Annotated in this window: 25 protein-coding genes; 16 read left to right on the plus strand and 9 right to left on the minus strand. The window is 51.7% G+C overall.

Annotated elements, in window-relative coordinates; all coding sequences use genetic code 11:
- Position 1: 1 nt before the first annotated feature.
- Positions 2-583 carry an ACP phosphodiesterase gene (gene acpH, locus WES_RS15775; RefSeq protein ID WP_001009862.1) on the minus strand — a complete coding sequence of 194 codons (582 nt, stop codon included), beginning with the start codon at positions 581-583 and terminating at the stop codon, positions 2-4.
- Between the two features lie 92 nt (positions 584-675).
- On the opposite strand from acpH, the gene queA reads away from it, so the two are divergent.
- The 8 genes from queA to yajD all read left to right on the plus strand — a co-directional run bounded on the left by queA (position 676) and on the right by yajD (position 7,242).
- Positions 676-1,746: a tRNA preQ1(34) S-adenosylmethionine ribosyltransferase-isomerase QueA gene (queA, locus tag WES_RS15770; protein WP_016159202.1), complete on the plus strand. Its 1,071-nt coding sequence runs from the start codon at positions 676-678 to the stop codon at positions 1,744-1,746.
- A 54-nt stretch (positions 1,747-1,800) separates the two neighbouring features.
- Positions 1,801-2,928, plus strand: a complete 1,128-nt coding sequence (gene tgt / locus WES_RS15765) for a tRNA guanosine(34) transglycosylase Tgt (protein ID WP_000667317.1) — start codon at positions 1,801-1,803, stop codon at positions 2,926-2,928.
- 22 nt (positions 2,929-2,950) lie between these two features.
- Complete coding sequence (gene yajC, locus WES_RS15760; RefSeq protein ID WP_000007629.1) at positions 2,951-3,283, plus strand: preprotein translocase subunit YajC; 333 nt, start codon at positions 2,951-2,953, stop codon at positions 3,281-3,283.
- A gap of 27 nt (positions 3,284-3,310) precedes the next feature.
- A complete protein-coding gene (gene secD / locus WES_RS15755; protein ID WP_032147799.1) occupies positions 3,311-5,158 on the plus strand; it encodes a protein translocase subunit SecD in 1,848 nt (615 codons plus the stop codon).
- A 10-nt stretch (positions 5,159-5,168) separates the two neighbouring features.
- Positions 5,169-6,140 carry a protein translocase subunit SecF gene (gene secF / locus WES_RS15750; protein WP_000046637.1) on the plus strand — a complete coding sequence of 324 codons (972 nt, stop codon included), beginning with the start codon at positions 5,169-5,171 and terminating at the stop codon, positions 6,138-6,140.
- Positions 6,141-6,290: 150 nt separating this feature from the next.
- Entirely contained in the window at positions 6,291-6,533 is a 243-nt protein-coding gene (locus tag WES_RS15745) for a type II toxin-antitoxin system ParD family antitoxin (RefSeq protein ID WP_016159200.1), read from the plus strand.
- On the plus strand, positions 6,526-6,807 hold the full coding sequence (locus tag WES_RS15740; RefSeq protein WP_000277486.1) for a type II toxin-antitoxin system RelE/ParE family toxin: 282 nt from the start codon (positions 6,526-6,528) through the stop codon (positions 6,805-6,807). Before WES_RS15745 ends, WES_RS15740 begins: the two co-directional genes overlap by 8 nt.
- A gap of 87 nt (positions 6,808-6,894) precedes the next feature.
- Positions 6,895-7,242: an HNH nuclease YajD gene (gene yajD / locus WES_RS15735; RefSeq protein ID WP_000974823.1), complete on the plus strand. Its 348-nt coding sequence runs from the start codon at positions 6,895-6,897 to the stop codon at positions 7,240-7,242.
- 37 nt (positions 7,243-7,279) lie between these two features.
- Here yajD and tsx read toward each other — a convergent pair whose 3' ends face one another.
- Both tsx and WES_RS15725 read right to left on the minus strand, forming a co-directional pair.
- Positions 7,280-8,164 (minus strand): nucleoside-specific channel-forming protein Tsx, encoded by an 885-nt coding sequence (tsx, locus tag WES_RS15730; protein WP_001295328.1) that lies wholly within the window; start codon positions 8,162-8,164, stop codon positions 7,280-7,282.
- Between the two features lie 297 nt (positions 8,165-8,461).
- Positions 8,462-9,001, minus strand: a complete 540-nt coding sequence (locus WES_RS15725) for a SadB/YajI family lipoprotein (RefSeq protein WP_001093515.1) — start codon at positions 8,999-9,001, stop codon at positions 8,462-8,464.
- A gap of 150 nt (positions 9,002-9,151) precedes the next feature.
- Here WES_RS15725 and nrdR point away from each other — a divergent pair, with 150 nt between their 5' ends.
- The 6 genes from nrdR to pgpA all read left to right on the plus strand — a co-directional run bounded on the left by nrdR (position 9,152) and on the right by pgpA (position 13,258).
- The gene (gene nrdR / locus WES_RS15720) at positions 9,152-9,601 is read left to right on the plus strand and encodes a transcriptional regulator NrdR (protein ID WP_000543535.1); all 450 of its coding nucleotides are present in this window, start codon (positions 9,152-9,154) and stop codon (positions 9,599-9,601) included.
- 3 nt (positions 9,602-9,604) lie between these two features.
- Complete coding sequence (gene ribD, locus WES_RS15715; protein WP_016159199.1) at positions 9,605-10,708, plus strand: bifunctional diaminohydroxyphosphoribosylaminopyrimidine deaminase/5-amino-6-(5-phosphoribosylamino)uracil reductase RibD; 1,104 nt, start codon at positions 9,605-9,607, stop codon at positions 10,706-10,708.
- An 89-nt stretch (positions 10,709-10,797) separates the two neighbouring features.
- Positions 10,798-11,268 (plus strand): 6,7-dimethyl-8-ribityllumazine synthase, encoded by a 471-nt coding sequence (ribE, locus tag WES_RS15710; RefSeq protein ID WP_001021161.1) that lies wholly within the window; start codon positions 10,798-10,800, stop codon positions 11,266-11,268.
- Between the two features lie 19 nt (positions 11,269-11,287).
- Entirely contained in the window at positions 11,288-11,707 is a 420-nt protein-coding gene (nusB, locus tag WES_RS15705; RefSeq protein ID WP_000801125.1) for a transcription antitermination factor NusB, read from the plus strand.
- Between the two features lie 77 nt (positions 11,708-11,784).
- A complete protein-coding gene (thiL, locus tag WES_RS15700) occupies positions 11,785-12,762 on the plus strand; it encodes a thiamine-phosphate kinase (protein WP_016159198.1) in 978 nt (325 codons plus the stop codon).
- Positions 12,740-13,258 (plus strand): phosphatidylglycerophosphatase A, encoded by a 519-nt coding sequence (pgpA, locus tag WES_RS15695; RefSeq protein ID WP_000154044.1) that lies wholly within the window; start codon positions 12,740-12,742, stop codon positions 13,256-13,258. Before thiL ends, pgpA begins: the two co-directional genes overlap by 23 nt.
- Positions 13,259-13,343: 85 nt before the next feature.
- Here the strand turns inward: pgpA and yajO are convergent, their stop codons facing one another.
- The 4 genes from yajO to xseB are packed head-to-tail and all read right to left on the minus strand — an operon-like array spanning position 13,344 to position 17,401.
- Positions 13,344-14,318, minus strand: a complete 975-nt coding sequence (gene yajO, locus WES_RS15690) for a 1-deoxyxylulose-5-phosphate synthase YajO (protein WP_016159197.1) — start codon at positions 14,316-14,318, stop codon at positions 13,344-13,346.
- A gap of 54 nt (positions 14,319-14,372) precedes the next feature.
- Entirely contained in the window at positions 14,373-16,235 is a 1,863-nt protein-coding gene (dxs, locus tag WES_RS15685; protein ID WP_016159196.1) for a 1-deoxy-D-xylulose-5-phosphate synthase, read from the minus strand.
- 24 nt (positions 16,236-16,259) lie between these two features.
- Positions 16,260-17,159 (minus strand): (2E,6E)-farnesyl diphosphate synthase, encoded by a 900-nt coding sequence (gene ispA / locus WES_RS15680; RefSeq protein ID WP_000347246.1) that lies wholly within the window; start codon positions 17,157-17,159, stop codon positions 16,260-16,262.
- On the minus strand, positions 17,159-17,401 hold the full coding sequence (xseB, locus tag WES_RS15675; RefSeq protein ID WP_001124935.1) for an exodeoxyribonuclease VII small subunit: 243 nt from the start codon (positions 17,399-17,401) through the stop codon (positions 17,159-17,161). Before xseB ends, ispA begins: the two co-directional genes overlap by 1 nt.
- 205 nt (positions 17,402-17,606) lie before the next feature.
- Between xseB and thiI the strand changes: the two genes are divergently transcribed.
- Positions 17,607-19,055, plus strand: coding sequence for a tRNA uracil 4-sulfurtransferase ThiI (thiI, locus tag WES_RS15670; RefSeq protein WP_016159195.1), 1,449 nt, complete (start codon positions 17,607-17,609; stop codon positions 19,053-19,055).
- 53 nt (positions 19,056-19,108) lie between these two features.
- Here the strand turns inward: thiI and yajL are convergent, their stop codons facing one another.
- Complete coding sequence (gene yajL / locus WES_RS15665; protein WP_016159194.1) at positions 19,109-19,699, minus strand: protein deglycase YajL; 591 nt, start codon at positions 19,697-19,699, stop codon at positions 19,109-19,111.
- Positions 19,662-20,573, minus strand: coding sequence for a 2-dehydropantoate 2-reductase (gene panE / locus WES_RS15660; protein WP_016159193.1), 912 nt, complete (start codon positions 20,571-20,573; stop codon positions 19,662-19,664). The genes yajL and panE overlap by 38 nt, the downstream gene beginning before the upstream one ends.
- Positions 20,574-20,740: 167 nt before the next feature.
- On the opposite strand from panE, the gene yajQ reads away from it, so the two are divergent.
- A complete protein-coding gene (gene yajQ, locus WES_RS15655; RefSeq protein WP_001138897.1) occupies positions 20,741-21,232 on the plus strand; it encodes a nucleotide binding protein YajQ in 492 nt (163 codons plus the stop codon).
- The last annotated feature ends 21 nt before the right edge of the window (positions 21,233-21,253 follow it).

Raw genomic sequence — 21,253 nt, forward strand, 5'->3', positions numbered from 1 at the left:
ATTATAACGTCTTGTTCGACGCCTGCGCCATCATCCGGGGATAAAACTGCCAGAAGCGGGTTTCAAGGGCATCGTAATGGGCGTCTAAATCGTACCAGGAGTCACGCAGGGCATCCAGGCGTGGACGACGGCTTGCCATACCGTTTAACACGCTCTGGATGAAATCCATATCGCGATAACGCACCAGCCACTGCTCTGACCATAAGTAGTTGTTCAGATTGATAAAGCGTGGTGGGGAGTCCGGTAATATCGTCATCACTTGTTCGCGGGCATAACAGACAAATTCCTCTAGCGGAAAATTGGGTGACAGCTGCGACCAGTGGCGGGAAAGAAAATGATCCCACATGACATCCAGCGTGATAGGCGCAACCCGGCGGGTTTCACTACGAAACCACTCCCGCGCTTCGCGGACTTCCGGCAGATTGTCGGTTAATACATCGATTCGCCGATGCATATGAATACCAGCCACGACGTCGGGTGGATAAATTTCATCGGGGTTTCCGCGAACGAAATCTGCCAGTAAGTTGCCAGAAAGCGAGCTTTCAGCGAGATGGGCTAAATGCAGGTGAGCTAAAAAATTCATCGATTATATTCTATCCAAATGGGGGTAAAGGTTGCAGGGAGAGCGCCCCGGCACTAGACTACCCGCCTCTTATTTTAGTCTGAGTCAGTGTCATGCGCGTTACCGATTTCTCCTTTGAATTGCCCGAATCCCTGATTGCCCACTATCCCATGCCTGAACGCAGTAGCTGTCGTTTACTGTCGCTGGACGGGCCAACGGGCGCGCTGACGCATGGTACTTTCACCGATTTACTCGATAAGCTCAACCCCGGCGATCTTCTGGTTTTTAACAATACCCGCGTGATCCCGGCACGCCTGTTTGGGCGTAAAGCCAGCGGCGGCAAGATTGAAGTACTGGTTGAGCGGATGCTCGACGACAAACGCATTCTTGCGCATATTCGCGCCTCGAAAGCACCAAAGCCGGGTGCTGAACTGTTGCTGGGCGATGACGAAAGCATTAAAGCAACAATGACTGCCCGCCACGGCGCATTGTTTGAAGTCGAATTTAATGATGACCGCTCGGTGCTGGATATTCTCAACAGCATCGGTCATATGCCGTTGCCTCCGTACATCGACCGCCCAGACGAAGATGCCGACCGCGAACTTTATCAAACGGTTTATAGCGAAAAACCTGGCGCGGTAGCAGCGCCGACCGCTGGACTGCATTTTGACGAACCGTTGCTTGAAAAATTGCGCGCCAAAGGCGTGGAGATGGCATTTGTGACCTTGCACGTTGGTGCGGGCACCTTCCAGCCGGTGCGCGTCGACACCATTGAAGATCACATCATGCACTCGGAATACGCTGAAGTGCCGCAGGAGGTGGTTGATGCGGTGCTGGCAGCGAAAGCGCGCGGTAACCGGGTGATTGCGGTTGGCACCACCTCAGTACGTTCGCTGGAAAGCGCGGCTCAGGCGGCGAAAAACGATCTCATCGAACCGTTCTTTGACGATACCCAAATCTTTATCTATCCGGGTTTCCAGTACAAAGTGGTCGATGCACTGGTGACGAACTTTCACTTGCCAGAGTCGACGCTGATTATGCTGGTTTCGGCATTTGCCGGTTATCAACACACGATGAACGCCTATAAAGCGGCGGTAGAAGAGAAATATCGCTTTTTTAGTTACGGTGATGCGATGTTTATCACGTACAATCCGCAGGCAATTAATGAGCGCGTCGGGGAGTAATTCTGCGGCGCTGGTTTAAACGTTGGACTGTTTTTCTGACGTAGTGGAGAAAAAATGAAATTTGAACTGGATACCACCGACGGTCGCGCACGCCGTGGTCGCCTGGTCTTCGATCGTGGCGTAGTGGAAACGCCTTGTTTTATGCCTGTTGGCACCTACGGCACCGTAAAAGGGATGACGCCGGAAGAAGTTGAAGCGACCGGCGCACAGATTATCCTTGGTAACACTTTCCACCTGTGGTTACGCCCGGGTCAGGAAATCATGAAACTGCATGGCGATCTGCACGATTTCATGCAATGGAAAGGCCCAATCCTCACCGATTCCGGTGGTTTCCAGGTCTTCAGCCTTGGCGATATCCGTAAAATCACCGAACAGGGCGTACACTTCCGTAACCCGATCAACGGCGATCCGATTTTCCTCGATCCCGAAAAATCGATGGAGATTCAGTACGATCTTGGTTCAGATATCGTCATGATTTTTGACGAGTGTACGCCGTACCCTGCTGACTGGGATTACGCTAAACGTTCGATGGAGATGTCTCTGCGTTGGGCGAAGCGTAGCCGTGAGCGTTTTGATAGCCTCGGTAACAAAAATGCGCTGTTTGGTATCATTCAGGGTAGCGTTTACGAAGATTTACGTGATATCTCTGTTAAAGGTCTGGTAGATATCGGTTTTGATGGCTACGCTGTCGGCGGTCTGGCTGTGGGTGAGCCGAAAGCAGATATGCACCGCATTCTGGAGCATGTGTGCCCGCAAATACCGGCAGACAAACCGCGTTACCTGATGGGCGTGGGTAAACCGGAAGATCTGGTTGAAGGCGTGCGTCGCGGTATCGATATGTTTGACTGCGTAATGCCAACACGTAATGCGCGTAACGGTCATCTGTTCGTGACCGATGGCGTGGTGAAAATCCGCAATGCGAAGTATAAGAGCGACACAGGGCCGCTCGATCCTGAGTGTGATTGCTACACCTGTCGCAATTATTCACGTGCCTACTTGCATCATCTCGACCGTTGCAACGAAATATTAGGCGCGCGACTCAACACCATTCATAACCTTCGTTACTACCAGCGTTTGATGGCGGGTTTACGCAAGGCTATTGAAGAGGGTAAATTAGAGAGCTTCGTAGCTGATTTTTACCAGCGTCAGGGGCGAGAAGTACCACCTTTGAACGTTGATTAATATTAATAATGAGGGAAATTTAATGAGCTTTTTTATTTCTGATGCGGTAGCGGCAACGGGTGCACCGGCACAAGGTAGCCCGATGTCTTTGATTTTGATGCTGGTGGTATTCGGTCTGATTTTCTATTTCATGATCCTGCGCCCACAGCAGAAGCGCACCAAAGAACACAAAAAGCTGATGGACTCCATTGCTAAAGGTGATGAAGTGCTGACGAACGGTGGCCTGGTTGGTCGCGTAACCAAAGTAGCGGAAAACGGCTACATTGCTATCGCGCTGAATGACACCACTGAAGTAGTTATTAAACGTGACTTCGTAGCTGCCGTTCTGCCGAAAGGCACCATGAAGGCGCTGTAATTAAAATTTTTCCCTAAGGGAATTGCCGTGTTAAACCGTTATCCTTTGTGGAAGTATGTCATGCTGATCGTGGTGATTGTCATCGGTCTGCTGTATGCGCTTCCCAACCTGTTTGGTGAGGATCCGGCTGTTCAGATCACTGGTGCGCGCGGAGTCGCCGCCAGTGAGCAAACGCTGATCCAGGTCCAGAAAACGTTACAAGAAGAAAAAATAACTGCTAAGTCTGTGGCACTGGAAGAGGGCGCTATTCTTGCGCGCTTCGACTCCACTGATACCCAACTGCGCGCTCGTGAAGCATTAATGGGCGTTATGGGTGACAAATACGTCGTGGCGCTTAACCTTGCCCCGGCAACGCCGCGCTGGCTGGCAGCTATTCACGCTGAGCCGATGAAGCTCGGCCTTGACCTGCGTGGCGGCGTTCACTTCCTGATGGAAGTGGATATGGACACCGCGCTTGGCAAACTCCAGGAACAAAATATCGATAGCCTGCGCAGCGACCTGCGCGAAAAGGGCATCCCGTATACCACCGTTCGTAAAGAAAACAACTACGGCCTGAGCATTACTTTCCGCGATGCTAAAGCTCGTGATGAAGCCATTACGTATCTGAGCAAGCGCCATCCGGACCTGGTGATTAGCAGCCAGGGCAGCAACCAGCTGCGTGCGGTAATGAGCGATGCTCGTCTGAGTGAAGCGCGTGAATATGCGGTGCAGCAGAACATCAACATTCTGCGTAACCGTGTAAACCAGCTTGGTGTTGCTGAGCCGGTGGTACAGCGCCAGGGCGCTGACCGTATCGTTGTTGAACTGCCGGGTATCCAGGATACCGCTCGCGCGAAAGAGATTCTGGGCGCGACGGCAACGCTGGAATTCCGTCTGGTAAACACCAACGTTGACCAGGCCGCTGCCGCGTCTGGCCGCGTACCGGGTGACTCTGAAGTGAAACAGACCCGCGAAGGTCAGCCGGTTGTGCTGTACAAACGCGTGATCCTGACCGGTGACCATATCACCGACTCCACTTCCAGCCAGGACGAATACAACCAACCGCAGGTTAACATCTCGCTCGACAGCGCAGGTGGCAACATCATGTCTAACTTCACTAAGGACAACATCGGTAAACCGATGGCGACCCTGTTTGTGGAGTACAAAGACAGCGGTAAGAAAGATGCAAACGGTCGTGCAGTACTGGTTAAGCAGGAAGAGGTGATTAACATCGCTAATATCCAGTCTCGTCTGGGTAACAGCTTCCGTATCACTGGCATCAACAACCCGAACGAAGCTCGTCAGCTGTCACTTCTGCTGCGTGCTGGTGCATTGATCGCGCCAATTCAGATTGTTGAAGAACGTACCATTGGCCCGACTCTGGGTATGCAGAACATTGAACAGGGGCTGGAGGCGTGTCTCGCCGGTCTGCTGGTTTCTATTCTGTTCATGATCCTCTTCTATAAGAAGTTTGGTCTGATTGCGACCAGTGCTCTGGTTGCCAACCTGATCTTGATCGTCGGTATTATGTCACTGTTGCCAGGTGCAACGCTGAGTATGCCAGGCATCGCGGGTATCGTCTTAACCCTTGCGGTGGCGGTCGATGCGAACGTACTGATCAACGAACGTATTAAAGAAGAGTTGAGCAACGGGCGTACTGTTCAGCAGGCAATTGATGAAGGTTATCGCGGTGCATTCAGTTCCATCTTCGATGCGAACATCACCACTTTGATCAAAGTCATCATCCTGTACGCAGTGGGAACCGGGGCAATTAAAGGGTTCGCGATTACTACCGGTATCGGTGTGGCGACGTCGATGTTTACCGCGATTGTCGGTACGCGTGCCATCGTAAACCTGCTATATGGCGGCAAGCGCGTCAAGAAGCTGTCAATCTGAGGAGTGCGATGTGGCACAGGAATATACTGTTGAACAACTAAACCACGGCCGTAAAGTCTATGACTTTATGCGCTGGGACTACTGGGCTTTCGGCATCTCTGGTCTGCTGTTAATCGCCGCTATCGTTATTATGGGCGTACGAGGCTTTAACTGGGGGCTGGATTTCACCGGTGGTACGGTTATCGAAATTACGCTCGAAAAACCGGCTGAAATTGACGTAATGCGTGATGCATTGCAAAAAGCCGGTTTTGAAGAGCCAATGCTGCAAAACTTTGGTAGCAGCCACGACATCATGGTCCGTATGCCGCCTGCTGAAGGCGAAACCGGCGGTCAGGTGCTGGGCAGCCAGGTTCTGAAGGTGATTAACGAATCCACCAATCAGAATGCAGCAGTGAAGCGTATTGAGTTCGTCGGTCCGAGCGTGGGGGCAGACCTTGCGCAAACCGGTGCGATGGCGTTGATGGCGGCGCTGCTGTCTATCCTTGTGTACGTAGGTTTCCGCTTTGAGTGGCGACTGGCGGCAGGGGTCGTTATCGCGCTGGCGCACGACGTTATCATTACGCTGGGTATTTTGTCGTTATTCCATATCGAGATTGACCTGACCATTGTGGCATCGCTGATGTCGGTTATCGGTTACTCGCTTAACGACAGTATCGTGGTATCGGACCGTATTCGTGAAAACTTCCGCAAGATCCGTCGCGGTACACCTTACGAAATCTTTAACGTGTCCTTGACTCAGACGCTGCACCGTACCTTGATCACATCCGGTACTACCTTGATGGTTATCCTGATGCTGTATCTCTTTGGTGGCCCGGTGCTGGAAGGCTTCTCGCTGACTATGCTTATCGGTGTTTCCATCGGTACGGCATCTTCCATCTATGTTGCATCGGCGCTGGCTCTGAAACTGGGCATGAAGCGTGAGCACATGCTGCAGCAGAAAGTGGAAAAAGAAGGGGCGGATCAACCGTCAATTCTGCCGTAAGTGTGTTTTAAAGTAGTTCAGTTAAAAACCGTGGCGCTTTTGCGCTGCGGTTTTTTTTCGGTTATTGCATATTGAACTGAATACAGCTTTGGTTGTAGAAATAGTTCTGACATATACTTTGTATTAATAGTTAATACATGGAGATCGCTTATGCGCAAAATTACCTCAGTAAGCGTTGGCGAACAACTGGATAGTTTCATCACCCGGATGGTCCAGTCTGGTCGTTATGGTTCGGCCAGTGAAGTGATGCGTTCGGCGCTTCGTCTATTGGAACAACAAGAATCCAGGGATGAGGCTGTCAGAAATGCTGTTATTGAAGGTCTTGATAGCGGTGAAAGTTCGATGACGCTTCGTGATATCGCAGCAGAAAGGAAGCAAAAACATCGTGTATAAGCTTAGCGGAAAAGCTGTTGAAGATTTCAGAGGGATCTATGACTACACGCTGGGAAAGTTTGGTGAGGAGCAGGCGGATCGCTATACCGACTCTCTCGGCATTTTTCTGGATACACTCTCTCAAATGCCCGAGATAGGGCAAGACTATGATGCGGTTCCAGAGGTAAAGAAGATCGCATTTAGGTTTCACACTGTTTATTACGTTATAAGAGTAGATGACATTCTCATTGCGCGTATTCTTCATCAGCAGATGGAACCTCGCCGTCACTGGTAATGTTAGAATTTCTTTACTCAGGATTGCGAAAATCTCCCCATCTTGGGAAACTGCGCGTAACCCTACATTTTATCCAGGTAACTTTTCATGGCTATCATCCCAAAAAACTATGCGCGGTTAGAAAGCGGTTATCGCGAAAAAGCATTAAAACTCTATCCGTGGGTGTGCGGTCGTTGTTCCCGCGAATTTGTCTATTCCAACCTGCGTGAACTTACCGTTCACCACATTGATCACGACCATACCAATAACCCGGAAGATGGTAGTAACTGGGAATTGTTGTGTCTGTATTGCCACGATCATGAGCATTCGAAATATACCGAAGCGGATCAGTATGGTACGACGGTTATCGCAGGTGAAGATGCGCAGAAAGATGTTGGTGAAGCGAAATATAATCCGTTCGCTGATTTAAAAGCGATGATGAACAAGAAAAAGTGATAAAAAATGCCGGATGTTGCATCCGGCATTTCAACTATTAGAAGTTGTAACCTACCACCAGGTAACCACCCCAACCGGTAGAGCGAACGTTGAAGTTGCCGTTACCAAAGTTCAGCTCTGCATCGTCGTTCCACTGACCACCGTCGTGCCAGTAACGAGCAACGACAGAGTAGTGCCAGTGATCGTAGTTCAGAGCCAGAATATGGCTGGAAGCGATAGAGTTATTGGTACGCGTCTTAATACCGTTGATTGCGTTACCGCTGTCATCACCCAGATCGGAACCCCAGTCGAAGTTGGTGAAGCCGATGTAGCTCAGCTGACCGCCCCACAGATCGGTAATCGGCACAAAGTATTTAATTTTGAAACGGTAACCATCCCACTCGTTTTCGTTCGCTGCGCCGTAGTTCTGCCACTGGTATTTCGCATACACGTTCATGGACAGGCTCATCGGCAGGCCAGTGTCGATGTCCGTACCCAGACCCATGTACCAGGTGCTCTGGCGACCATCTTTATTACGACCCATGTCGTAAATGTAGTTGTTCGCGAAGTACCACTCTTTGAACGGACCGAAGCTAAGGTCAGTATTGGTCAGCTTGTCGATGGAGAAACGCGGTTCGATTTCCATAAACAGCGGAGAACCGTGGTTCCAGATACCTTTTGCATCGGAGTTACCGCCGAAGAATACCGGCGCATCCGCATAACCATAGAAGTCGAACCAGTCTTTTTTAGCGAATGCTTCGTACTCGAGGTAGGTATCGTTGCGGATCTGCGGTCCGAAACGGGTGTGATAACTTCCGACAACGTTAACGCTCTGGTGCCACCAGTCGGAGAGATACTGCGGTTTGTCGTTTTCAGCTGCGTTGACAGTAAAAGACGAAGAGAGCGCCAGTACCGCACCGGCTGCCAGTAATGTTTTTTTCATATGTATGCCACTGTTTAAAAATCCCTTGCGGGAGTGAAAAAGGCGCAAATTGCGTTTCTAAATATTACGTATACAGAGGAGCCTATTATAAAAATCATTGCTCACAAAAATATGTTGCGTTTCACAGTTCTATCATTTACGTAATCGATTGCGTTCACGTTTACACATATTCGGGCGGGGATTGTACTGACTTTCACCCTTGTTGCAAACTTTTACTATCAATCCGGGTGATGTAAGCGGAGTAACAAAATAATGGGGGAAGATGTTGCGAGACGCACAAAACGCCCCGCCAAACGTTTATTGCATAACAGGCTGAATGTCGTGAATGCGTACAAAGCCTAATTGTTCAGGCGTGATGCCATTTAACTGTAGCGGGATGTCAACATCGCTAGGCGCGAGTAGACTTGCCGGTGCGTTAATCAATTGATTCTGCACATTGATTTCCTGAAAGTTATCTATTGTTCCCTGAATTTGCCCATATTCAACGGTTCCGCTGAATGCGGGTAAAGGGTCATTGGATTCGCCCTGAATCCGTAAGGTCAGCGTAGTGCCATCTGCATTTGGCGCAATATTCATAAGCGACATTCGTAAGGTGCCGATCTGACTTTCCAGACGTGCGGCTGTTTTCGAGCCCGGCAGAAGGTAAACCCCACTGCTGGATTTTTCATTCAGCCTGTTTTGCTGAGTGATTTTGACGGTTTCTTTATTGAGCTGCGTCATCTCTTTATTCAGCGTGCTGACGCTGTGTTTCATCTGGCGCACTTCACTTTGCTGTACACAGGCGCTTAAGCTGAACAGGCTTCCCAGCAGGAGTAGTCGAATCACTTTAGTGTTCATAGGTCGTCCCTTTCTTATCGCAATTAGCTTAATAGTAGAGCGTAAAAACAGCGAGAACATCGATCCTTTGTCTCAAAAGCGTTGCGCCTTTGTTGTATCGTCAGTTCAGGGTAAAATAGGTTTCTGTTAACCACCTGGTCAGGACGCCGTATGCATTGCCCATTCTGTTTCGCCGTGGACACTAAGGTTATTGACTCTCGTCTCGTGGGCGAGGGTTCATCCGTACGCCGCCGTCGGCAGTGTCTGGTGTGTAATGAACGTTTCACCACCTTTGAAGTGGCGGAACTGGTTATGCCGCGCGTTGTAAAAAGCAACGACGTGCGTGAACCGTTTAATGAAGAGAAATTGCGCAGCGGAATGCTGCGGGCGCTGGAAAAACGTCCGGTAAGTTCCGACGACGTCGAAATGGCGATCAACCATATAAAGTCACAGCTCCGCGCCACCGGTGAGCGTGAAGTGCCGAGCAAGATGATTGGCAATCTGGTGATGGAACAATTGAAAAAACTCGATAAAGTCGCCTATATCCGTTTTGCCTCTGTCTATCGCAGTTTCGAAGATATCAAAGAATTTGGCGAAGAGATCGCGCGCCTGGAGGATTAAACCGTGCAGGACGAGTATTACATGGCGCGGGCGCTAAAGCTGGCGCAACGAGGACGTTTCACTACTCACCCAAACCCAAATGTTGGGTGTGTCATTGTGAAAGATGGCGAAATTGTCGGCGAAGGTTACCATCACCGTGCGGGTGAACCACACGCTGAAGTACATGCGTTGCGTATGGCGGGTGAAAAAGCCAAAGGTGCAACTGCGTATGTGACACTCGAACCTTGCAGTCATCATGGTCGAACGCCGCCGTGCTGTGACGCACTCATCGCCGCTGGCGTAGCGCGCGTGGTCGCTGCGATGCAGGATCCGAACCCGCAGGTCGCCGGACGTGGGCTTTACCGCCTGCAACAGGCTGGCATTGACGTCAGCCACGGTCTGATGATGAGTGAAGCCGAGCAATTGAATAAAGGCTTTCTTAAACGAATGCGCACCGGCTTTCCTTATATCCAGTTAAAACTTGGCGCATCGCTTGATGGTCGTACGGCGATGGCGAGCGGTGAGAGTCAGTGGATCACTTCCCCCCAGGCGCGGCGTGATGTTCAACGTCTGCGTGCGCAAAGTCATGCCATTTTAACCAGCAGCGCCACGGTGCTGGCGGACGATCCGGCTTTAACGGTACGTTGGTCTGAACTGGATGAACAAACTCAGGCGCTCTATTCGCAAGAAAATCTGCGCCAACCGGTGCGCGTCGTCATTGACAGTCAGAATCGCGTGACGCCAGAACACCGCATTGTGCAACAGCCGGGCGAGACCTGGTTTGCCCGAACGCAGGATGACACCCGCGAGTGGCCGGAAACAGTGCGCACCTTGCTGATCCCGGAACATAACGGGCATCTGGATTTGGTTGTGCTGATGATGCAACTGGGCAAGCAACAAATTAATAGTGTGTGGGTAGAGGCGGGACCAACGCTCGCTGGCGCACTGCTACAGGCTGGTTTAGTCGATGAGCTGATTGTCTATATCGCACCTAAACTTTTAGGTAGCGACGCCCGTGGATTATGTACGCTGCCGGGGCTTGAGAAGTTAGCCGACGCCCCCCAATTTAAATTCAAAGAGATACGTCATGTAGGCCCGGATGTTTGCCTGCATTTAGTGGGTGCATGATCTCCCGGCTCGAAAGGGAAGCAGCGCACGAAATATTATGCTAAAATCCGCCCCCCTGCGGGGCCATAACTCGAACCCGAAGGAAAAAAATGAACATTATTGAAGCTAACGTTGCTACCCCGGACGCTCGCGTCGCCATCACCATTGCGCGTTTCAACAACTTTATCAATGACAGCCTGCTGGAAGGTGCGATTGACGCACTGAAACGTATTGGTCAGGTAAAAGATGAAAATATTACCGTTGTTTGGGTGCCAGGTGCTTATGAGCTGCCGCTGGCGGCAGGCGCACTGGCTAAAACCGGTAAATACGACGCGGTGATCGCGCTGGGTACGGTTATTCGTGGTGGCACTGCCCACTTTGAATACGTCGCTGGTGGTGCAAGCAACGGCCTGGCGCATGTTGCCCAGGATAGCGAAATTCCGGTTGCTTTTGGTGTGCTGACCACCGAAAGCATTGAACAAGCGATCGAACGTGCTGGCACCAAAGCTGGCAACAAAGGTGCAGAAGCTGCACTGACCGCGCTTGAAATGATTAATGTATTGAAAGCCATCAAGGCCTGAAATTAGTAAGGGGAAATCCGTGAAACCTGCTGCTCGTCGCCGCGCTCGTGAGTGTGCCGTCCAGGCGCTCTACTCCTGGCAGTTGTCCCAGAACGACATCGCTGATGTTGAATACCAGTTCCTGGCTGAACAGGATGTAAAAGACGTTGACGTCCTGTACTTCCGTGAGCTGCTGGCCGGGGTGGCGACTAACACCGCATACCTCGACGGACTGATGAAGCCCTATCTGTCCCGCCTGCTGGAAGAACTGGGCCAGGTAGAAAAAGCAGTACTGCGCATTGCGCTGTACGAGCTGTCTAAACGTAGCGATGTGCCGTATAAAGTGGCCATTAACGAAGCGATCGAACTGGCAAAATCGTTCGGCGCAGAAGACAGCCATAAGTTCGTCAACGGCGTACTCGATAAAGCAGCACCTGTGATTCGCCCTAACAAAAAGTGATATCCAGGCCGGCAGAGTAACGGAAAGCATTTCCGCACTCTCCGGCCTTTTCTTTTTTACCTGCTGAGGCATAACGTATGGCATGTGGCGAGTTCTCCCTGATTGCCCGTTATTTTGACCGTGTAAGAAGCTCTCGTCTTGATGTCGAACTTGGCATCGGTGACGATTGTGCACTTCTCAATATCCCCGAGAAACAGACCCTGGCGATCAGCACCGATACGCTGGTGGCGGGCAATCACTTCCTCCCTGATATCGATCCTGCGGATCTGGCATATAAAGCACTGGCGGTAAACTTAAGCGATCTGGCGGCGATGGGTGCCGATCCGGCCTGGCTGACGCTGGCATTGACTTTACCGAACGTAGACGAAGCGTGGCTTGAATCTTTCAGCGACAGTCTTTTCGAGCTGCTTAATTATTACGATATGCAACTCATTGGTGGCGATACCACGCGTGGACCGCTATCGATGACGTTGGGTATCCACGGCTTTGTCCCGATGGGACGAGCCTTAACGCGCTCAGGTGCGAAACCGGGTGACTGGATTTATGTGACTGGTACGCCGGGCGATAGCGCCGCTGGGCTGGCGATTTTGCAAAACCGTTTGCAGGTTGCCGATGCTAAAGATGCGGAGTATTTAATCAAACGTCATCTCCGTCCATCGCCGCGTATTTTACAGGGGCAGGCACTGCGCGATCTGGCAAATTCAGCTATCGATCTCTCTGACGGTCTGATTTCCGATCTCGGGCATATCGTGAAAGCCAGCGACTGCGGCGCACGTATTGACCTGGCATTGCTGCCGTTTTCTGATGCGCTTTCTCACCATGTTGAACCTGAACAGGCGTTGCGCTGGGCGCTCTCTGGCGGTGAAGATTACGAGTTGTGTTTCACTGTGCCGGAACTGAACCGTGGCGCGCTGGATGTGGCTCTCGGACACCTGGGCGTACCGTTTACCTGTATCGGGCAAATGACCGCCGATATCGAAGGGCTTTGTTTTATTCGTGACGGCGAACCTGTCACGTTAGACTGGAAAGGATATGACCATTTTGCCACGCCATAAAGATGTCGCGAAAAGTCGCCTGAAGATGAGTAATCCGTGGCATCTGCTTGCTGTCGGATTCGGAAGTGGATTAAGCCCGATCGTTCCTGGGACGATGGGCTCGCTGGCGGCGATTCCGTTCTGGTATCTGATGACCTTTTTGCCCTGGCAGCTCTATTCGCTGGTGGTGATGCTGGGGATCTGTATCGGTGTCTATCTTTGCCATCAGACGGCGAAAGATATGGGCGTGCACGATCACGGCAGTATCGTCTGGGACGAATTTATTGGCATGTGGATCACCCTGATGGCGCTGCCGACCAATGACTGGCAGTGGGTTGCCGCCGGGTTTGTGATTTTCCGTATTCTGGATATGTGGAAACCGTGGCCGATCCGCTGGTTTGATCGCAATGTGCATGGCGGCATGGGGATCATGATCGATGATATTGTCGCTGGGGTGATTTCCGCTGGAATACTCTATTTTATCGGTCATCATTGGCCGCTGGGTATTCTGTCGTAGGCTGAATAAGGCGCTCACGCCGCATCCGGCGGTTGCGCACCGATGCCTGATACGACGCTTGTTGCGTCTTATCAGGCCTGGATTTCTATTTAAATCCCACCACCGGATGCGGTTTATACGGTGTTTCCAGTTCGGCAATTTGTTCCGGCTTCAGGGTGATATCCACCGCATTCAGTAACTCATCTAGCTGTTCTTCCCGCGACGTTCCGATAATCGGTGCGGCAATGCCCGGTTTGCTCAATAACCACGCCAGAGCCACTTGTGCCCGCGTAGCACCCAATTCTTCACTCACGCCCGTTAATCGTTCTGCAATCTGCGCGTCATTTTCGTCGCTTTCGTTGTAGAGATTTTTTCCTACTTCATCGGAAACCAGTCGTGCAGTGGTCTCTCCCCACGGACGAGTCAGACGTCCCCGCGCCAGCGGACTCCACGGGATCACCGCGACGCCCTCCTGATAACATAGCGGCAGCATCTCGCGCTCTTCTTCACGATAAATCAGATTGTAGTGATCCTGCATACTGACAAACTGCGCCCAGCCGTGCTGTTTTTGTAGATCCAGCGCCTGAGCAAACTGCGAGGCGTGCATCGATGAAGCGCCGATATAACGCGCTTTCCCGGCTTTTACCACGTCATTCAGGGCTTCAAGCGTCTCTTCGATCGGCGTGTTGTAATCCCAGCGATGAATTTGCAGGATATCGACATAATCCATACCGAGACGACGCAGGCTGTCGTCAATAGAGCGCAAAATTTGTGCGCGGGATAATCCTTCTGGTAAATCACCAACGCGATGGAATACTTTGGTGGCAACGACCACATCTTCACGGCGGGCGAAGTCCCGCAATGCGCGACCGACGATCTCTTCGCTGCTGCCGTCAGAATAACTGTTGGCGGTATCAAAGAAATTTATGCCGCCTTCCAGCGCCCGTTTGATGATTGGACGGCTGCTCTCTTCCGGCAGAGTCCATGCGTGATTACCGCGATCTGGCTCGCCAAAGGTCATACAGCCGAGGCAAAGTCGGGAAACGCGAAGGTCGGTTTTTCCTAAGGGGTTGTATTGCATGTTGCCACTCCTGCCATGAATAATTTCTTAAGCATAGCAGGAGTGGAGTAGGGATTATGCCAGCCAGGCCTTGATTTTGGCTTCCATACCGGCGGCATCGAGGCCGAGTTCGGCGCGCATTTCTTCCTGAGTTCCTTGCGGAATAAAGAAATCCGGCAGGCCAATGTTCAGTACTGGCACGGGTTTACGATGAGCCATCAGCACTTCGTTCACGCCACTGCCCGCGCCGCCCATAATGGCGTTTTCTTCAACGGTGACCAGCGCCTCATGGCTGGCGGCCATTTCCAGAATTAACGCTTCATCAAGCGGCTTAACAAAACGCATATCAACTAGCGTAGCGTTCAGCGATTCGGCGACTTTCGCCGCTTCCGGCATCAGCGTACCAAAGTTAAGGATCGCTAGCTTCTCACCGCGACGCTTCACAATACCTTTGCCAATCGGCAGTTTTTCCAGCGGCGTCAGCTCCACGCCGACGGCATTGCCGCGCGGGTAGCGCACCGCTGACGGCCCCTCGTTATAGTGATAACCGGTATAGAGCATCTGGCGACATTCGTTTTCATCGCTCGGGGTCATAATGACCATTTCCGGAATACAGCGCAGATAAGAGAGATCAAAAGCGCCCTGGTGGGTCTGACCATCAGCACCAACAATGCCCGCACGGTCGATGGCGAACAGGACCGGAAGCTTTTGAATTGCCACGTCATGCAGTACCTGATCGTAGGCGCGTTGCAGGAAAGTGGAGTAGATCGCCACGATTGGTTTGTACCCACCAATCGCCAGACCCGCAGCAAAGGTCACTGCGTGTTGCTCGGCAATTGCCACGTCGAAGTAGCGATCCGGGAATTTACGTGAAAACTCGACCATGCCAGAACCTTCGCGCATCGCCGGTGTAATCGCCATCAGCTTGTTGTCTTTCGCTGCCGTTTCGCACAACCAGTCGCCAAAGATTTTTGAATAGCTTGGCAAACCGCCACTGCTTTTGGGCAGGCAACCGCTGGAGGGATCAAATTTAGGTACGGCGTGGAAGGTGATTGGGTCTTTTTCTGCCGGTTCATAACCACGACCTTTTTTGGTCATGATATGCAGGAACTGCGGGCCTTTCAGGTCGCGCATGTTCTTTAGCGTAGTGATAAGCCCCAGCACATCGTGACCGTCAACCGGGCCGATGTAGTTAAAGCCCAGCTCTTCAAACAACGTGCCAGGCACCACCATGCCTTTAATATGTTCTTCGGTACGTTTGAGCAGCTCTTTAATTGGCGGCACGCCAGAGAAAACTTTTTTCCCGCCTTCGCGCAGAGAAGAGTAAAGCTTACCGGAAAGCAGCTGCGCCAGATGGTTGTTGAGCGCGCCGACATTTTCGGAAATCGACATTTCATTGTCGTTGAGGACTACCAGCATATCAGGACGGATATCGCCCGCATGGTTCATCGCTTCAAACGCCATGCCAGCGGTAATCGCGCCGTCGCCAATTACACAGACGGTGCGGCGATTTTTGCCTTCTTTCTCGGCAGCAACCGCAATACCAATTCCGGCACTGATGGAGGTTGATGAATGCCCGACGCTTAATACGTCATATTCGCTTTCACCGCGCCACGGGAACGGGTGCAGACCACCTTTCTGACGGATGGTGCCGATTTTGTCGCGGCGTCCGGTCAAAATTTTATGCGGATAAGCCTGATGTCCCACATCCCAAATCAATTGGTCAAACGGGGTGTTATAGACGTAGTGCAGCGCCACGGTCAGTTCGACCGTGCCCAGCCCGGAGGCGAAGTGCCCGCTGGAACGGCTCACGCTGTCGAGTAAATAGCGGCGCAGTTCGTCGCAGAGTTTCGGTAAACTCTCTTTTGGCAACAGTCGTAACTCCTGGGTGGAGTCGACCAGTGCCAGGGTCGGGTATTTGGCAATATCAAAACTCATCAGGGGCCTATTAATACTTATTGTTTATTTATTACGCTGGATGATGTAGTCCGCTAGCGCTTCCAGTGCCGAGGTATCGAGTGACTGTTCAGCCAGTTGTTTCAGCGACTGGCGGGCATCGTCGATCAGATCCCGGGCTTTCTTCCGGGCTTGCTCAAGACCCAGAAGTGCAGGGTAGGTGCTTTTACCAAGTTGCTGGTCGGCACCCTGGCGTTTTCCCAACGTTGCAGTATCTCCCACCACATCCAGGATGTCATCCTGAACCTGGAAGGCAAGGCCGATGCTTTCTGCATACTTGTCGAGTACTGGCAGTGCATTTCGTCCTTTATCTCCGGCGCTTAATGCACCAAGGCGAACGGCGGCGCGAATCAATGCGCCGGTTTTATGGCGATGAATACGCTCGAGTGCGTCCAGAGGTACGTGTTTGCCCTCCGCGTCTAAATCTAATGCCTGACCGCCGCACATACCGGCAATACCGCTAGCGTTCGCCAGTTCAGAAATCATCGCAATTCTGTCGCGATCTGACACTTCCGGCATATCGGCATCGCTTAAAATCGAGAACGCCAGCGTTTGTAAAGCATCGCCAGCGAGAATCGCGTTCGCTTCACCAAATTTCACATGGCAGGTCGGCAACCCACGACGCAGATCGTCATCATCCATTGCCGGTAAATCATCATGAATTAATGAGTAAGCGTGGATACACTCTACGGCGGCAGCGGGTGCGTCTAACGTGCTCATGCTAACGCCGAGCATTTGACCAGTAGCATAAACCAGGAAAGGTCGCAGGCGCTTACCACCTAATAATGCGCCATACTGCATGGTTTCTACCACGGGAGTGTTCTGAAAGGGCAGTGGGGCGATAAAACGGCTCAGCGCCTGGTTGGCCTGCTTAACACAGGCTTCGAGTTGCTGCGGAAAGTCCATTACTCATTGTCCGGTGTAAAAGGTGTAAGAGAGGCGTCTTCGTTGTCAGACAGCAGGATTTGTACGCGCTGTTCGGCTTGTTGTAATTTGGCCTGCCCTTGACGTGCCAGCTGCACGCCACGTTCGAACTCGTTCAGTGCCTCTTCCAGCGGCAGGTCGCCACTTTCCAGACGGGTCACAATCTGTTCCAGCTCGCTTAGCGCCTTTTCAAAGCTGGCGGGCGCCTCATTTTTCTTCGGCATAATGAATGTCTGACTCTCAATATTTTACGCCCCGCCATGGTAACGGACTCAGGGCAAATAGCAAATAACGCGCAATGGTAAGGTGATGTGCGCAGCAAAGCGATGTTAGTGGTATACTTCCGCGCCTGGATGCAGCCGCAGGTGTGGGCTGCTGTATTTTTCCCTATACAAGTCGCTTAAGACTTGCCAACGAACCATTGCCGCCATGAAGTTTATCATTAAATTGTTCCCGGAAATCACCATCAAGAGCCAATCTGTGCGCTTGCGCTTTATAAAAATCCTTACCGGGAATATTCGTAACGTTTTAAAGCACTATGATGAGACGCTCGCTGTCGTCCGTCACTGGGATAACATCGAAGTTCGCGCAAAAGATGAAAACCAGCGTCTGGCCATTCGCGACGCCCTGACCCGTATTCCGGGTATCCACCATATTCTCGAAGTCGAAGACGTGCCGTTTACTGACATGCACGATATTTTTGAGAAAGCGTTGGTTCAGTATCGCGATCAGCTGGAAGGAAAAACCTTCTGCGTACGCGTGAGGCGCCGTGGCAAACATGATTTTAGCTCGATTGATGTGGAACGTTACGTCGGCGGCGGTTTAAATCAGCATATTGAATCCGCGCGCGTGAAGTTGACTAACCCGGATGTGACAGTCCATCTGGAAGTTGAAGACGATCGTCTGCTGCTGATTAAAGGGCGCTACGAAGGTATTGGTGGTTTCCCGATCGGCACCCAGGAAGATGTGCTGTCGCTGATCTCCGGCGGTTTTGACTCCGGCGTTTCCAGCTATATGTTGATGCGTCGCGGCTGCCGCGTGCATTACTGCTTCTTTAACCTCGGCGGCGCGGCGCATGAAATCGGCGTTCGTCAGGTGGCACATTATCTGTGGAACCGCTTCGGTAGCTCTCACCGCGTGCGTTTTGTCGCCATTAACTTCGAGCCGGTAGTCGGGGAAATTCTTGAGAAAATCGACGACGGTCAGATGGGGGTTATCCTCAAACGTATGATGGTGCGTGCCGCGTCTAAAGTGGCTGAACGTTACGGCGTACAGGCGCTGGTCACCGGCGAAGCACTGGGACAGGTGTCCAGCCAGACGCTGACCAACCTGCGCCTGATTGATAACGTCTCTGATACGCTGATCCTGCGTCCGCTGATCTCTTACGACAAAGAGCACATCATCAATCTGGCTCGCCAGATTGGCACCGAAGACTTTGCCCGCACCATGCCAGAATATTGCGGCGTGATCTCCAAAAGCCCGACGGTGAAAGCGGTTAAATCGAAGATTGAAGCGGAAGAAGAGAAGTTCGACTTCAGCATTCTCGATAAAGTGGTTGAGGAAGCGAATAACGTTGATATCCGCGAAATCGCCCAGCAGACCGAGCAGGAAGTGGTGGAGGTGGAAACCGTCAATGGCTTTGGCCCGAATGACGTGATCCTCGATATCCGTTCTATCGATGAACAAGAAGATAAACCGCTGAAAGTTGAAGGCATCGACGTGGTTTCTCTGCCGTTCTACAAACTGAGCACTAAATTTGGCGATCTCGACCAGAATAAAACCTGGCTGTTGTGGTGTGAGCGCGGGGTGATGAGCCGTCTGCAGGCGCTCTATCTGCGCGAGCAGGGCTTTAAGAATGTGAAGGTGTATCGCCCGTAATTTGTGTTTTTTACGTCGCATCTGACCAGATGCGACGCTTACCGCATCCGACACTACTCGTAATAATTATAAATCCCTGCCGCCATCACCAGTTGTGATGCCACTTCATGGGCTTTCTCGCGCCCAGCCAACAGGTCGATAATTTTCAGACCAAAGTCGATAGCTGTACCTGGCCCCTGGCTGGTCAGCAGTTTTACCCGTGCATCCCAGACGACGCGCTTGTCCTGCCATTGTTCAACGGGAATTTTGTCTTTCAGCGTCGGGAAGCCGGTCATATTGCCAATTGGGAAGATATCATGAGGCACCAGCACGGTGGCTGGCGAGGCGCAAATAGCCGCGACGATACGCCCGGAACGGTGGAACTGTTTAACAGTTTCGACAAGCAGGGGGCTATCACGAAAACACTCCGCGCCTTTAATGCCTCCAGGCAGCACAATCACGTCATATTCGCCATCGGCAACTTCGACCAGCGGCGCATCCGCCAGTAGCTTCACGCCGCGCGAGCAGGTAATCGCCAGGTTACCATCGCTGGCGACGCTGGCAGTGGTGACTTTGATTCCACCGCGAACCAGCAGATCGATAGTGGTGACCGCTTCAGTCTCTTCACTACCAGGGGCGAGGCAAACCAGTGCCGATGCGCTCATATTCACTCTCCTTTCTTTTTACCATTTCAAACAGGCGGGTGTTTTCCGGTACAGCAATCCCATGCGCGCGGGCGCGGCGTAAGAGAAAACCATTGATATAGTCGATTTCTGTATGGCGCATTGCGCGGATGTCCTGCAACATTGACGAAATGTTTTCTGCTGTGGCATCAATCACCTGCATCACGTAATCACGTAAATCTTCCGCTGAAGTATGATGCCCTTCGCGTTCGATTACCGCCGCGACTTCTTCGCATATCTGCATAATATCTTGCGGGTGATGACGTAATTCACCGTTCGGGCAATTCCAGATGGCAGTGAGCGGATTAATCACACAGTTTACCGCCAGCTTTCGCCACAGCTCGGCGCGAATATTGTTATGCCAGGCAACGTCAGGCAACACGGTTTGCAAAATATCCGCCAGATAACTGTAATCACCGTCCTGTTGCCGTGCCGGACCGATATGTGTGATACCGTTTGCCACGTGAATGATGACGTTGCCGTCGCGGCGCGCTGCATGGGTGGTCGTGCCCATCAGTAACGGTTGCCCGATGTTCTGTAACTCTTCAATGGTGCCCATGCCGTTGTGGATCAGCAGAATTGGCGTGGTTACAGGTAGCGTCGACGCCAGGCTTTTGACGGCATCAGATACCTGCCAGGCTTTCAGCGTCACCAGTAGTAGATCGCTGGTGGCCAGAAAATCAGGATCATTGGCGGTCAGCGATTCGTTAAATATCGAACCGTCTGTCTCCACCAGATTCACGCTACAATAAGGTTGCGGTACACGCAGCCAGCCCTGAACCTCGTGACCCTGTTTGCAAAATGCTGTAAGCCATAATTGCCCTAAGGCACCGCATCCCAATACGGTAATTTTCATTGTTCCTCCTCACCCGCAACCACACCGGGTGTTCAATAAGGCTATCCCTTAATTGTGCATGGTGTTGTGACCATGCACAATTAAGGGATACGTCCTGGCGCAGGACTGTCTGTTATTTAACTTTGCAGGTATTATGCTTCGCATCAAAAATGAAGGGAGAGAAAAAGATGCCATCTTTCGATATTGTCTCTGAAGTTGATCTTCAGGAAGCGCGTAACGCGGTCGATAACGCGAGTCGCGAAGTAGAGTCTCGTTTTGACTTCCGTAACGTTGAAGCGTCGTTTGAGCTGAACGACGCCAACAAAACTATCAAAGTGCTGAGCGAGTCCGATTTCCAGGTCAATCAGTTGCTGGATATTCTGCGTGCCAAACTGCTCAAACGCGGCATTGAAGGCAGTTCGCTGGATGTGCCGGAAAATATCGTTCATAGCGGTAAAACCTGGTTTGTGGAAGCGAAACTGAAGCAGGGCATTGAGAGCGCGACTCAGAAGAAAATCGTCAAGATGATCAAAGACAGCAAACTGAAAGTGCAGGCGCAAATTCAGGGCGATGAGATCCGCGTAACTGGCAAATCCCGTGACGATTTGCAGGCTGTGATGGCGATGGTTCGCGGTGGCGATCTCGGTCAGCCGTTCCAGTTCAAAAACTTCCGCGATTAATCTCGACAACGTGCGCTCTGT

Source organism: Escherichia sp. KTE31, from assembly GCF_000407925.1.
Taxonomy (GTDB): domain Bacteria; phylum Pseudomonadota; class Gammaproteobacteria; order Enterobacterales; family Enterobacteriaceae; genus Escherichia; species Escherichia ruysiae.

Excerpts from the sequence above, each read along its gene's own strand:
- acpH (WP_001009862.1), bottom strand. The coding sequence starts at position 583 with ATGAATTTTTTAGCTCACCTGCATTTAGCCCATCTCGCTGAAAGCTCG.
- queA (WP_016159202.1), top strand. The coding sequence starts at position 676 with ATGCGCGTTACCGATTTCTCCTTTGAATTGCCCGAATCCCTGATTGCC.
- tgt (WP_000667317.1), top strand. The coding sequence starts at position 1,801 with ATGAAATTTGAACTGGATACCACCGACGGTCGCGCACGCCGTGGTCGC.
- yajC (WP_000007629.1), top strand. The coding sequence starts at position 2,951 with ATGAGCTTTTTTATTTCTGATGCGGTAGCGGCAACGGGTGCACCGGCA.
- WES_RS15745 (WP_016159200.1), top strand. The coding sequence starts at position 6,291 with ATGCGCAAAATTACCTCAGTAAGCGTTGGCGAACAACTGGATAGTTTC.
- yajD (WP_000974823.1), top strand. The coding sequence starts at position 6,895 with ATGGCTATCATCCCAAAAAACTATGCGCGGTTAGAAAGCGGTTATCGC.
- tsx (WP_001295328.1), bottom strand. The coding sequence starts at position 8,164 with ATGAAAAAAACATTACTGGCAGCCGGTGCGGTACTGGCGCTCTCTTCG.
- WES_RS15725 (WP_001093515.1), bottom strand. The coding sequence starts at position 9,001 with ATGAACACTAAAGTGATTCGACTACTCCTGCTGGGAAGCCTGTTCAGC.
- nrdR (WP_000543535.1), top strand. The coding sequence starts at position 9,152 with ATGCATTGCCCATTCTGTTTCGCCGTGGACACTAAGGTTATTGACTCT.
- ribE (WP_001021161.1), top strand. The coding sequence starts at position 10,798 with ATGAACATTATTGAAGCTAACGTTGCTACCCCGGACGCTCGCGTCGCC.
- thiL (WP_016159198.1), top strand. The coding sequence starts at position 11,785 with ATGGCATGTGGCGAGTTCTCCCTGATTGCCCGTTATTTTGACCGTGTA.
- pgpA (WP_000154044.1), top strand. The coding sequence starts at position 12,740 with ATGACCATTTTGCCACGCCATAAAGATGTCGCGAAAAGTCGCCTGAAG.
- yajO (WP_016159197.1), bottom strand. The coding sequence starts at position 14,318 with ATGCAATACAACCCCTTAGGAAAAACCGACCTTCGCGTTTCCCGACTT.
- dxs (WP_016159196.1), bottom strand. The coding sequence starts at position 16,235 with ATGAGTTTTGATATTGCCAAATACCCGACCCTGGCACTGGTCGACTCC.
- ispA (WP_000347246.1), bottom strand. The coding sequence starts at position 17,159 with ATGGACTTTCCGCAGCAACTCGAAGCCTGTGTTAAGCAGGCCAACCAG.
- xseB (WP_001124935.1), bottom strand. The coding sequence starts at position 17,401 with ATGCCGAAGAAAAATGAGGCGCCCGCCAGCTTTGAAAAGGCGCTAAGC.
- thiI (WP_016159195.1), top strand. The coding sequence starts at position 17,607 with ATGAAGTTTATCATTAAATTGTTCCCGGAAATCACCATCAAGAGCCAA.
- yajL (WP_016159194.1), bottom strand. The coding sequence starts at position 19,699 with ATGAGCGCATCGGCACTGGTTTGCCTCGCCCCTGGTAGTGAAGAGACT.
- panE (WP_016159193.1), bottom strand. The coding sequence starts at position 20,573 with ATGAAAATTACCGTATTGGGATGCGGTGCCTTAGGGCAATTATGGCTT.
- yajQ (WP_001138897.1), top strand. The coding sequence starts at position 20,741 with ATGCCATCTTTCGATATTGTCTCTGAAGTTGATCTTCAGGAAGCGCGT.